General features: G+C 40.2%; 10 protein-coding genes and 1 pseudogene. 6 read left to right on the forward strand and 5 right to left on the reverse strand.

The genetic code is table 11. The features are described 5' to 3' along the window. Window positions 1–75: 75 nt before the first annotated feature. Both J655_RS17225 and J655_RS17230 read right to left on the reverse strand, forming a co-directional pair. Window positions 76–1,356, reverse strand: a complete 1,281-nt coding sequence (locus J655_RS17225; RefSeq protein ID WP_032052701.1) for an OprD family outer membrane porin — start codon at window positions 1,354–1,356, stop codon at window positions 76–78. Window positions 1,357–1,387: 31 nt separating this feature from the next. Beyond that, complete coding sequence (locus J655_RS17230) at window positions 1,388–2,734, reverse strand: MFS transporter (protein ID WP_032052702.1); 1,347 nt, start codon at window positions 2,732–2,734, stop codon at window positions 1,388–1,390. A 375-nt stretch (window positions 2,735–3,109) separates the two neighbouring features. On the opposite strand from J655_RS17230, the gene J655_RS17235 reads away from it, so the two are divergent. The 5 genes and pseudogenes from J655_RS17235 to J655_RS17250 all read left to right on the forward strand — a co-directional run bounded on the left by J655_RS17235 (window position 3,110) and on the right by J655_RS17250 (window position 9,244). Next, complete coding sequence (locus tag J655_RS17235; protein ID WP_032052703.1) at window positions 3,110–4,795, forward strand: arylsulfatase; 1,686 nt, start codon at window positions 3,110–3,112, stop codon at window positions 4,793–4,795. Window positions 4,796–4,820: 25 nt separating this feature from the next. After that, on the forward strand, window positions 4,821–5,774 hold the full coding sequence (locus J655_RS17240; RefSeq protein WP_081311955.1) for a formylglycine-generating enzyme family protein: 954 nt from the start codon (window positions 4,821–4,823) through the stop codon (window positions 5,772–5,774). Between the two features lie 12 nt (window positions 5,775–5,786). Beyond that, window positions 5,787–6,974: pseudogene (locus J655_RS0104615) on the forward strand (OprD family outer membrane porin). 236 nt (window positions 6,975–7,210) lie between these two features. Next, the gene (locus J655_RS17245) at window positions 7,211–8,287 is read left to right on the forward strand and encodes an aromatic ring-hydroxylating oxygenase subunit alpha (RefSeq protein WP_032007122.1); all 1,077 of its coding nucleotides are present in this window, start codon (window positions 7,211–7,213) and stop codon (window positions 8,285–8,287) included. Between the two features lie 12 nt (window positions 8,288–8,299). Beyond that, complete coding sequence (locus tag J655_RS17250) at window positions 8,300–9,244, forward strand: PDR/VanB family oxidoreductase (protein WP_032007121.1); 945 nt, start codon at window positions 8,300–8,302, stop codon at window positions 9,242–9,244. Window positions 9,245–9,287: 43 nt separating this feature from the next. Here the strand turns inward: J655_RS17250 and J655_RS17255 are convergent, their stop codons facing one another. The 3 genes from J655_RS17255 to mhpT form a co-directional block, all read right to left on the reverse strand. Further along, on the reverse strand, window positions 9,288–9,980 hold the full coding sequence (locus J655_RS17255; RefSeq protein ID WP_080973571.1) for a GntR family transcriptional regulator: 693 nt from the start codon (window positions 9,978–9,980) through the stop codon (window positions 9,288–9,290). A 123-nt stretch (window positions 9,981–10,103) separates the two neighbouring features. Beyond that, complete coding sequence (locus J655_RS17260; RefSeq protein ID WP_014206159.1) at window positions 10,104–10,559, reverse strand: MarR family winged helix-turn-helix transcriptional regulator; 456 nt, start codon at window positions 10,557–10,559, stop codon at window positions 10,104–10,106. A gap of 69 nt (window positions 10,560–10,628) precedes the next feature. After that, the gene (mhpT, locus tag J655_RS17265) at window positions 10,629–11,861 is read right to left on the reverse strand and encodes a 3-(3-hydroxy-phenyl)propionate transporter MhpT (RefSeq protein WP_032007118.1); all 1,233 of its coding nucleotides are present in this window, start codon (window positions 11,859–11,861) and stop codon (window positions 10,629–10,631) included. A gap of 248 nt (window positions 11,862–12,109) precedes the next feature. On the opposite strand from mhpT, the gene J655_RS17270 reads away from it, so the two are divergent. Beyond that, window positions 12,110–12,949: a p-hydroxycinnamoyl CoA hydratase/lyase gene (locus tag J655_RS17270; protein WP_170825830.1), complete on the forward strand. Its 840-nt coding sequence runs from the start codon at window positions 12,110–12,112 to the stop codon at window positions 12,947–12,949. Window positions 12,950–12,966: the final 17 nt, after the last annotated feature.

The following is a 12,966-nucleotide window of genomic DNA, read 5'->3' on the forward strand; positions in this document are numbered from 1 at the left end:
CAGTTGATAACTAAAGTTAAAACATTGCTGCTCACAATGTTTTAACTCGTCTTTAATTTAGTTAAATATTGAACGTTAAAATTTAAAGGTGTAATCAACATTTAACCGCGTTTCATTTGTCGAGTGAAAGGTCATATTCGTTGGCATATCGTTGCGGTAGTGAGAAAAACGAGCTCGCACTCCCAAACCTTTTAACTTACCTTCAGGAATTTTATAACCTAAATCAAATTCCATCGACTCTTCTTTAAAACGCTGATCGCCATATTGCAACAAATCAATGTCTTCACCTTTTGCATAGCGAGTCATAAAACGCAGTCCGTTTAATGAAACATCACCTACCCGCGCATTTTTAAAGTCATATTCATAACGAATCGAATAGACTTTTTCATCTTTATTCGAGTAGTCTGAGCTCATAAAATCAAGCACGACTGGACTTTCAGTTCCCGACAAAAATGGCAGACCAGTCGAGCCAAACGACTGCATGTAGCCCAAAGAAACCGTATGATTTTGATAGTTCAAACCAAATAAGCCACTAATATGGCGGTTATCAACCTCTCCTATTTTTTTACTTCCAGTTTCTTCACTATTAAAAAAACGCACGTCGCTTAAAAAATTAAGTTGATCATTTAAAGGTTGTTTGCCGTTAAATCCTAAAAATTGTTGCTGGTAAATGTCTTTGAGTTCGGCATGATAAGCACGCAAACGGTAATCCTTTGACTGATAGCTTCCACCTAAGGTATAAAACGAGTCTGTAGTTGCCGCTTTGTCAAAACGATGGTTGATATTGTCTGTTCCCACATCGGTATAACGAATTGAATCGCGCTGCCGTACTTCGTCGACATAAAACCCTTCGAGTTGAAGATTTGGAATTTCATTTGAAACAAAGCGGATACCGCGATAAGTCTGTGGGAACAAACGCGCTGGCGATGAAAAAATGGTCGGTAATTGTGGAACTAAGTCCCCCACAAAAAGCTCATTTTTCCTAAATTTAGCCTTTCCTGTAATGCCTATTTTTCCATAATAATCATCACGCGAGTTATCGGTATTCACTGGTAATAAGCCACTACGCGCATAGTCATCAGCACGGCTTCCCATCAGGTTAAAACCTGCCATTGCCAGTACATCAACACCAAACCCAACCGCACCTTCCGTATAACCAGACTGTCCTTTAAAAATTAAACCCTGCGCCCAATCTCTGGATGCTGTATAGGGATATGGGTCCTTTTTATAGTCTCGGTCAAAGTAAAAATTACGTAGTGTTAGCTCAGCTTTACTGTCTGCAAGAAATTCGGCATGCACAACTTGACTAAATAACGGGCACAAGCATACCCCCACCCATACTGGTGTCTTTTTCATTTTTTATCTCAACTATTTAATTTTTAATGGATTAAGGTGCTGTTTTAAGCGAGTAGTTCTGCTCTTTCTTACCTCGGTAAAAAGCACTACCCAAACTTAAAATCAGAAAAATAGCCAAAATAAACACCACACCGTAATAGGCATACAGCGTTGCGGGTGCTATACCTTTATCCAGGAAGATGCCTGCAACCGTTGGCGATAAAATTGCCCCAATTCGTCCAAAACCAATTGCATAGCCCACGCCGCGACTACGGATTTCAGCATCATAAATTGTTGGAGAAATAGAATATAACCCTGCCACACAGCCATTAATGAGTGTGCCAAGTAATAACCCCACCATGAGTGCAATGCTCACTTGAGATGAGACAGCGACAAATAGGAAAACACATGCCGAGGTTAGTCCTAAAAACAGGCTTAAGGCATAGAAGATTTTCATACGTGATGCCAATAAACCAATAATGGCTGCCCCAAAAATCCCACCAATACTAATTAAAATACCGGTACTTACACCTTGCTCTGGTGACATTCCCATTGAAATTAGAATTTTTGGTGTCCAGCTCATGACAAAGTAAAAGCCAAACATCACTAAAAAGAATGCAAACCACAAACAAAGCGTTTGAAATCCAAGTTGTCCAGCAAATAATTTGCCCAGCTCACTGCCATTTTGTGTGCTGATTTTTTCATAACGCGGCATAACTGGTAATTCGTTTAGCCCCATACGATTTACAGTTGCATTAATTCGTTCTAGTGCCTGTTTTGGTCGTTTCGCGAATAAGTAATCTAAAGATTCAGGTAATAACCACGCGCTGATCAGCAGCATTGCAATGGTAGTAACCCCACCTGCTAAAAAGATTGAGCGCCAACCTAAATGCTCAATCAATGCCAGTGATAGTACCCCGCCAAGTGTCGCGCCAATTCCATAACCAGTAGACATTAAACTAACAGCAAGACTGCGCCAGCGAGCATTGGCATATTCACTTGCCAATACATTACTACTCGCAAGGATGCCCCCCACCCCAATTCCGGTAATAAACCGAAGTGCAGCTAACATGCCGTGGCTTTGTACAAAAGCACAGCCCAGCATGCTAAGACCTGCAATTACAAGACAAACTAAGATGAGTAAACGGCGACCGATTTTATCGGCTAAAGGCGCGAGAAAAATTGAACCGGCAGCCATTCCAAAAAGGCCAGCACTTAACAACAAGCCAATTTGTGCGCCTGAAAGTGACCATTCTGCTGACACGGATGGCGCGGTAAAAGCCATTACCATCACGTCAAAGCCATCAATAATATTGAGACAAATACAAATCAAAATGATGAACCATTGATAACGGCTCATATTATTGTGATTGATCTCACTTAGAACATCTCTTTCCATTTGTGCATCTCCCAATGTGGATAAGAGATATACACGACATTGCTAATATGAGCGATTGGGTGGTTATGCATATCCGTATCCATCATGACCTAGAGGAATATTTGTTTTTTGAGCATCCTGCTCTTTTTCTATACTGAATATTTGGATCCAAAAAATCAACTAAAATTATAAATTGATTATTAAAACATCTATAAACATATAAATTATATAAGTATAAAATTATTAAAAACATAAAATTAGATTGTTTGAATATTTTTATGGATCCACAATAAAAAATCTATTATGATCGATTCCAGAGCATTTTTTAGCCAAAAAAGCTCTGTTCATTTCTATGAAATGCAAGATGCATTTATAAAACTTCAAAGGATTGTTGTTATGAAACTCAAAAGAGTAAGCCAGCTTACATTGGGACTTTTTTTTGCCAGCCAATTGTTTTACACAACGCAAGCAGCATCTCCAAAAAATCAGCCACTACCCAACATCATGATTATTTTGGCCGATGATCTTGGATTTTCAGACATTAGTGCCTATGGCAGTGAGATTAAAACACCTCATATTGACAGCCTGTTAAAGCAAGGAAAAATGCTTTTCAATTTTCATGCTTCATCAATGTGTTCACCTACTCGTGCACAGCTTATGACAGGTGCAGATAACCACTTGGTAGGTTTAGGTGCCATGTATGAAACTTCTAAACGACAAGAAAAATTGGTTGGAGCCAATAGCCCACGTGCACTCCTTAAAATTGATGGATATTCAGGACACCTAACGCAAAATGCGTATACACTCGCAGAAATTTTAAAGACAAAAGATTATTACACCTTTATGGTCGGTAAATGGCATTTAGGCTATGCTCCCGACCAAAATCCTAAAGCCCGTGGTTTTGACCAATCTTTTGCCCTGCTCGATGGTTTCGATTTACACTTTAAAGAGCAACCTAAAAACTATCCGCGCAACACCCAATACACGGAAAATGGTCAAAAGGTCACACTGCCTGACAACTACTATTCAACCGACTTTTTTACACAAAAAGCTTTTGAGTACTTAGATAAAAATAAAGCGCAGAAACCATTTTTTCCCTACCTCGCCTATACCGCTCCACACTGGCCAATACAAGCCCCTGCTCATTATAGAGACTTATACAAAGGTAAATACGATCAAGGCTACGATGCAATTCGTAAACAACGCTTTGAACGTCAAAAGAAATTAGGATTAATTCCTGCAAATGCAGAATATCCAGTCGAGCGTGGTAACCAAGCTTTAGGCACCAAAAGCTGGAATGAACTCACCCCACAAGAGCGCAAATATGAAGCGCGTAAAATGGAAGTTTATTCTGGCATGGTCACTCAGTTAGACGACCGCGTAGGCGATGTTATTCAATATCTTAAAAAGCATCATTTATATGACAACACTTTGATAGTGTTTATGTCAGATAACGGCGCTGAAGGTGGTGATCATAATTTCCCAATGGGTGATGCCGACAATCGCTATGAAAATATAGGTAACGCCAGCTCATATGTTTACATGGGACCACGCTGGGCCGAAGTGAGCAGCACACCATTTACCCACTGGAAGTCAGCGGCTTCAGAAGGCGGAGTACGAGTCCCATTTATTGTTAAATCACCTGTTCAGATTTCTAAACAACATGGAATTAACAATAACTTTGCAACAGTCAGAGATATATTCCCCACTGTGATGGAGCTAGCAGGTATTCAAAATAATCAGGTTTATCCAACTTCAAGCACCAAAATTAAACCATCTGGTTTTAGTCTGATCCCTGCGTTTAAAGATAATACTGCCCGTATTCGTCCTGTTAATTATTATGACTTTAAAGAACTACATGGCAGCCGCTACGCTAAAACTGACGAATGGAAACTTGTTGAAAACTCACCTTCTAAATTTAAGAGCCATGGCTGGGAACTCTACAATTTAAAAACAGATTTTAATGAGCAACATAATGTTTATGCAGCCCATCCTGAGATCGTCAAAGTCTTAAATGATAAATATTTAAGATATGCCGATGAAAATGGTGTTGTGGATTTTGAGCAATATAACAAAAAGTAGAGAAAACCAGATGAAACAGATCATGATGCTTTCATCGTTCCTCTTACTTTGTGCATGCCAAAAAACCACGCCTCAACTAGAACAGACCACCTTGCCCGACTTAGGCAGCAAAGCTAAATGTAATTCTTATTCGGGCCTTCCTTCGGGTTGGCCTAAAAATAAAGAAGCAGGCATGGTCAAGCTTCCGCAAGGAAAAATTGTTTTAGGCACCACACAAGGTTATGAAGATGAACGCCCATTAAATTTACAGGCAACTTCCGTTCCCGCTTTTTTAATTGATGCAACTGAAGTCACCAATGCTCAATTTCAAGAGTTTGTTAAACAAACGGGTTATGTCACCGAAGCAGAGAAGCAAGGCGGCGCAGCTATGTTTGTACAACCAGATCATCCAGTTGAAGAATTACAATGGTGGAAATTTGAAAAAGGGGCCAATTGGAAACATCCATGGGGCCCAAACAACCCTAAACAACCCGCACCTCATGAGCCTGTCCGTATGGTGACATGGAATGATGCCTACGCTTATGCAAACTGGCTAGGTCATGACTTACCGACTGAGCTTGAGTGGGAATATGCAGCCAAAGGTTTTCAACAAAATTCCGATATTGGCCCGACCCACGAAGGTCATATTGTAGCCAATTTCTGGCAAGGAGAATTTCCTTATAAAAACATTCAGGAAGATGGTTTTAAGGATATTGCCCCTGTGGGTTGTTTTAGTAAAAACCCCTTTGGTTTGTATGACCTGATTGGCAATGTATGGGAATGGACGCAAACACCCTATACAGGACCACGAGACCATCATATGGGAGATCCATCGAAATATCGGCAAAGTCACGAACAGATTTTGCAATATACGATTAAAGGTGGATCTTATTTATGCGCAACCAACTATTGCGCGCGTTATCGTGCTGCCGCGAGGCATCCACAAGAACTCGACCTTGCCACCAGCCATGTCGGATTTAGAACAGTAAAACGCTTTTAAACGGATTTAAAAATGAAGCATATTTTTATTTATGGGATTTTCTTCTCAGGGACGACCCTTGCCTGCTGTTTAGCTCATAGTGCAGTCGATGTTAATTTTCAAAATACACTCACACTAAAAACATTCAACTTCGACAGACAATATGAAAATGGTACTAGCCCCGATACTCATAGCTTTAGCCAAGGCTTAATTTATCGTGGCGACTGGTCAACCAAACTGAATGAGGTTCAACTACACCTCAATCCAAGCATCCAATATGCTTATCGCCTAAGTAACGACCAACACACCAATGATATGGTCATACCATTTGACCCTAACACCAAGAAACAAGCACAAGACCAAGTTAAATATGGCTTAGGTGCTGGAGTTGAATATCAAAACTTTCGCATGAATGTAGGTGAAATCACTCCCGACTCACCACTTACGCCACAAGTGGATACACATCAATTACGAGTGAATTATAAAGGCTTGGAATTAAAATATAAGACACCACAACAAAATTTCGAGCTGGGTTTGATTAACCGTTATTCACCAAAAAATGAGGAGGACTACCACAAACTCGCCATATCAAAACATGAATCTGACGGGCTCTATTTCTTTCAATGGGACGGCAAAACACCTAGATATCATTAGAAATTTTACAATGGTTACTTAACAGATCTCATTAATCAAAGTTACTTTGCTTTTGATTATCAATGGACAAAACAGCACACCACAAAATTACGTGTGTTTCGCCACGATGATGTCGGCAAATCAAAGCTTGGCGAATATGACAATACATCTGTAGGGGCCATGCATTTCATTAAACATGGAAACTTTACAACTGGAATTGGCTATCAAGAAAACTTTGGCAAAGATGGTATTCCAAAACTCGACAATATGCCCATTCCGCACATGGTGAACTGGACCTTAGGCGCGTTTACCAAAGCAGATGAAAAATCTTATCATTTCGTTGCTTCGTATGACTTTAAAGACTATATCAAGGGTCTAAAAGTGACCTACAAATATATTTATGGCGATTCATTTCAAACAATGAATCAAAATGATTTTGAGCAAGAAAGTGACGTGTTGATTCAATACGACCTAAATGCTTGGATTAAAAATCTTAAGTTTCTTTTCTTAAATATTAACTACGACACCAAACACGGCAAAAGTCTGGATGAACAGCGCATGATGCTTCATTACACTTTTAATTTCTAAATTTTCACGCCCCCCATAATGGCTATAACCACAGCCATTATGGATCCAAATTAAGATCAATAAAAATTTAGCCTCTAAAATTCAAAGTAATCACAAAAGTCTTTAATAGCAATTAAAAATATACAAAACAACCAAATCAAAAGATCAATATTTTTCAAAAAAAATACTGCTTATCAATTGACCAATATTTTTATTTACTATAAATTGGATCCAATAAGTGATAAGGAGTCGTCACAATGTTTATTAAAAATGCTTGGTATGTTGCCTGCCGCCCAGAAGAAATCCAAGACAAACCATTAGGTCGCACCATCTGTGGTGAAAAAATCGTTTTTTATCGTGGCAAAGAAAACCAAGTTGCAGCCGTTGAAGATTTTTGTCCCCATCGCGGCGCCCCACTTTCACTTGGCTATGTCGAAGATGGCAACCTCGTGTGTGGTTATCATGGACTAGTGATGGGGTGTGACGGAAAGACCGTTTCAATGCCAGCTCAACGTGTAAATGGTTTCCCTTGCAATAAATCATATGCAGTTGTCGAAAAATTCGGTTTTATTTGGATATGGCCAGGCGAGAAAGCTTTAGCAGATGAAGCAAAACTGCCAACTTTAGAATGGGCAGATCATCCTGAATGGAGCTATGGCGGAGGCCTATTTCACATTCAGTGTGATTATCGCTTGATGGTCGACAACCTGATGGATTTAACCCACGAGACCTATGTTCACTCAAGCAGTATTGGGCAAAAAGAGATTGATGAATCATTGCCTGTGACTAAAGTTGACGGCGACCATGTCATTACCGAACGCTATATGGAAAATGTGATCGCACCTCCATTTTGGCAAATGGCGCTTCGTGGTAACCACTTAGCAGATGATGTACCTGTTGACCGTTGGCAACGTTGTCACTTCTTTGCGCCAAGTAATGTCCACATTGAAGTAGGTGTAGCACATGCTGGACATGGTGGTTATAACGCACCAAAAGACAAAAAAGTTTCCTCAATTGTGGTCGATTTTATTACACCAGAGACTGAAACCTCTCACTGGTATTTCTGGGGAATGGCGCGTAATTTCCAGCCAGATAATGCTGAACTCACCGATCAAATTCGTGAAGGCCAAGGCAAAATCTTTACTGAAGATTTAGAAATGCTGGAGCAACAGCAGCAAAATATTTTAAACAATCCACATCGCAAGTTACTCATGCTCAACATCGACGCAGGCGGTGTCCAGTCCCGTAAGGTGATTGAGCGACTGCTTGCCGAAGAAAATAAAACACCTCCTGAAACGTCCACACAGAAGTTTCCAAACATTCGGATTATTTAAAGGAGCATGAACATGGACGTTATCATTCAAAAAATTCACCAGCTTACCCCAACCATTCGTGCTTTTGAATTGGTTGCAGCAAATGGTACAGCGCTGCCGAGTTTTGAAGCAGGTGCGCATATTGATGTGCACCTGAAAAATGGTCTAACCCGTCAATATTCACTTTCAAACTGTTGCAGTGAAAAACATCGCTATGTCATTGGTGTTTTACATGATGCCAATTCACGCGGTGGTTCACGTTGCATTCACAATGAATATCGTGAAGGCGATCATTTAAAAATTGGTGAGCCACGTAATTTATTTGAGATTCACCCTCAAACCAAACAGGCGGTTTTATTTGCGGGTGGTATCGGTATTACCCCTATTTTGTCGATGGCGTATCGGCTTAAGTCAGCCAATATTCCTTTTGAATTGCACTACTTCGTTCGCAGTCATGAAATGATTGCCTTCTATGGCAACTTAACCGAGCACTTTGGTGACCAAGTCCATTTTCACATTCAAGATCAATCAGACACTGAATGTAATATGGCAGAGGCTTTGGGCCAAGCTTCACCTGATAAACACTTATATGTATGTGGGCCAACAGGTTTTATGCAGTTTGTCATGAGCTCGGCTGAACAAGCAGGTTGGCATAGTGAACAGTTACATCAAGAGCATTTTGTTGCTCAAAAGGTAGATACGTCCAACGATGAAGTTTTCACGATTGAAGTGAAAGGTACGGGCCGCCGAATTGAAGTATTACCAGAGCAGACAGCTATTGAGGCATTAATTGCAAATGGTTTTGATATTCCTGTTTCGTGTGAACAAGGTATTTGTGGTACGTGTATTACCCGCGTAGTAGAAGGCACGCCAGATCATCGGGATATATTTATGACCGATGAGGAACATGCTTTGAACGACCAATTTACACCCTGCTGTTCTCGTGCAAAAACTAAAAATCTTGTGATTGAGCTTTAATACTCAAGTTCCTTTATTCGAAAATAAAGGAACTTCTTTCACCTTAGGCGCTGAGAACATTTCTTAGCGTTTCACCCAAAATCACTACACTACTGTGCTCACGCATTAAAGTTTCAGCACGCCCTGCCTGACGATGTACCAACGCATCAAAAATCGAACAATGCTGTAAATGTGCATAGTGCAAACGGCGATATTCCGATAAAGCTTGGTTCTGGTCATAGGTAATGGCTTGGGCAGATGCCATTGGTAGCTGATTATTTTTCGCTAAGGCTTGTATGAGTGCGACGTTTTGCGCGCCTTCAATAATCGTGTCATGAAAAATGACGTTGAAATGGTGATAACGTCCCAGTTCAGCATCACCAAACTCGTCTTTATCATTAAATAGTTTTTCAGTTTCTTGAATGCAATGTTGTAGCGTCTTTTTTTGTTCTTCGCTTAGGCCTTGTTCTGCCAAAGTTTTCGCAGCCAAACCTTCCAGAACGCCGCGTACTTCAAGTGCGTCATGTACCAGTTGTTCTGAAATTTCACGAACCGTGTAACCACGAGTTGGGTTTTTAATGAGGAGACCTTCTTGTTCGAGCAACCGAAAGGCAATACGAACAGGCTGCCTTGAAACACCAAGTAACTCGGCAGTCGGAATTTCGGCAATTCTGGCACCGCCTTCAAGTTCCCCTGAAATAATCATTTTTCTTAGTTTAAGTAAAACTTGTTGTCCTGAAGACATTCGCTGCCACACATCACCAAAAACGTCACTTCGATGCTAGCAAGTTCATTTGTAAAATGAAATAAATTTTCTGTGTGAATCAGTGCTTAAGCATGTGTACTACGTTTAATAAATTAAATCGCAAACCACATTCAATTAAAGATTTTTAAGATTATTGACCATAATATCGAGGTTATTACGGATTAAATAAGCCAAGTTAATATCAATACCTTCAAGCATTTTTTCTTCGACTTTTAAAACCACTTCATTGCATTTGTTTAACTTTTCAACCCCGCTTTCGGTCAGTGTAATTAAAATACGGCGGCCATGTGTTGGGTCAGGTTTTTTCTCAATCCAGCCATTCACCAGTAAATCTTGCAAAATTTTGTTGGCAGATTGCGGCTTTATAAAAGAGCGCTCAGCAAGCTTGGCATTGGATAAATTACTTTTTGAAGCTAAAACAGAAAGTGCAGTAAATTGCGGTAAGGTAATTTCAAGCTCTTTTAAATGTTCTGTTAAATGTTTACTAATAATTCGGTCAACACGAGCAATCATGTAACTTAACTTAGGCTCATCTTCTACTTTTTTTGGAACTAAATTCGAACGTACCATAACCTTTCAATCATCATAAGAAAAACTGTAGTGAAAGTATGAGCATCTACCCCATACTTTCATTAAAACTTAGCGAGCACCTGAGCTTTGTACTAAATGTACAGGCTGTTTAGGTTTTTTGACAAGAAGTAATGCAGAGATCGCTGCAATTAAAATCACTGGAATGCTTGAACCAATCACGATGGTCGAGCTTTGTCCAAGCGAGAGTAAAAAACCAGCCATTAAAGGCCCTGCAAACGAACCAATACGGCCAATTGCAACTGCTGCACCTACTCCAGTTCCACGCATTTCGGTTGGATAATACATGGCTGCCAGACCATACAACGCCGATTGTCCACCCACAATGAATAAGCCACAACCCACTGCCGAAAGTGCAAGTAAAGCCACTGTTGGAGAAATTGCTAAACAGCACAGCGAAAATAAAATGCCGAGATAAATCAGCTTAATCACAAAGCTCATGCGTAATTTATCAAGCAATACGCCCATGAGGATTGAACCTAAAATTCCGCCAACGTTGTAGCCCATCTGTACATAGTTTGCCTGTAGTTTTGATAGACCTTGTGCACCCATCAGCAATGGCAACCAGTTCAACAAGAAATACAGTACCACCAGCGTACAGAAAAAGCTTATCCAAAGCTGAATGGTTGACATACGACGTTCTTTAGCAAATAGAACTTCAAAGAATGGTGTCGTTTTTTGCGCTTGAACTTTTCGTTGCAGGTAATCATTTGACTCAGGTAAAAAGCGCATAATCAGTGGAATGAGTAAAATTGGCGCAATCCCACCAATATAGAAAATATGACGCCACTCCGCATCGCCTGCCAACGACATAGCAACGACAGAAGTGAGTAATCCACCAAAAGGAATGCCACTATACATAATGCTCACTGCGGTGCCTTTGTGCTGGTCAGGTACAGCTTCAGAGGCAAGTGTAATCATCATTGGTAATGCCCCACCCATTCCTAAACCTGTACAAAAACGAATGAGTAGCAACAGGCTTAAATTAGCTGCATAAGCTGTTAGCAAAGACATAATTCCAAAAAGTAAGATACTAAAAATCAGAATTTTCTTACGCCCGACGATATCGGCAAACCGACCGCCTAATATCGCACCTGGTAACGTCCCTAAAATTGCAGCACTAAATGCCCACGCCATCTGGGCATTGTCTAACATAAACTCAGCCCGCATTCGTGGAGCGGCTACCCCCATTGATTGAAGATCAAACCCTTCAAAAATTGCTATGGCAAAGCACAGTAGCAACGTGATTTTTGCCCTTGAAGGCTGTCCTGATATTTTTTCCATTGTGTTGTCCTTTATTGACTAGTCGTTCCATTTAGCCCTTTGTGTATTATTGTTTAAACACACCAAAAATATCAGTTAAACTTACTAAAAAATCAACATATTTTTATATTAAATTAATTTAAATAATAATTAATACTTAAAATACAATGAATTAAAAAATATTTATGAAATTTTATAAAAAAGACTTGAATGTAAGTTTAACTGATATTAGATTAAATCCCAGAACAGCTAAAAATCATTCAAGGAGTATGAAGATGAGTTATGAAAACCGCTGGGAAACAGTAGATGTTAAAGTTGAAGAAGGAATTGCATGGGTCACCCTGAACCGCCCAGAAAAGAAAAATGCCATGAGCCCAACACTCAATCGTGAAATGATTGATGTGCTCGAAACTCTTGAGCTTGATCAAGATGCGCGTGTTTTAGTTTTGACGGGTGCTGGTGACTCTTGGACAGCGGGTATGGATTTGAAGGAATATTTCCGTGAAGTCGACACTCAACCTGAAATTTTCCAAGAACGTATTCGCCGTGACTCTTGTCGCTGGCAGTGGCAACTTCTTCGTATGTATTCAAAACCAACCATTGCTATGGTCAACGGCTGGTGCTTTGGAGGCGGTTTCTCACCTTTAGTGGCTTGTGACCTAGCAATTGCAGCAGATGAAGCAACTTTCGGTTTATCTGAAATTAACTGGGGGATCCCACCGGGTAACCTTGTAAGCAAAGCAATGGCAGATACCGTAGGTCACCGTGCATCTTTGTACTACATCATGACGGGTAAAACCTTTAGTGGTAAAGAAGCTGAAACCATGGGCCTTGTGAATAAAAGCGTACCGCTTGCCCAATTAAAAGCAGAAGTGACTGAACTTGCAAATTGCCTACTTGAGAAAAATCCAGTAGTTCTTCGTACCGCAAAAAATGGCTTTAAGCGTTGCCGTGAACTGACATGGGACCAAAACGAAGACTACTTATATGCCAAACTTGATCAATGTATCCACCGCGATACAGAAAATGGCCGCCAAGAAGGTTTGAAACAATTCTTAGATGAAAAATCAATTAAACCGGGTTTACAGAGTTATAAACGTACTGGTTAACTTTTGATACTTTAATG

It is taken from the genome of Acinetobacter sp. 1294243 (assembly GCF_000588015.1).
Lineage (GTDB): Bacteria > Pseudomonadota > Gammaproteobacteria > Pseudomonadales > Moraxellaceae > Acinetobacter > Acinetobacter pittii.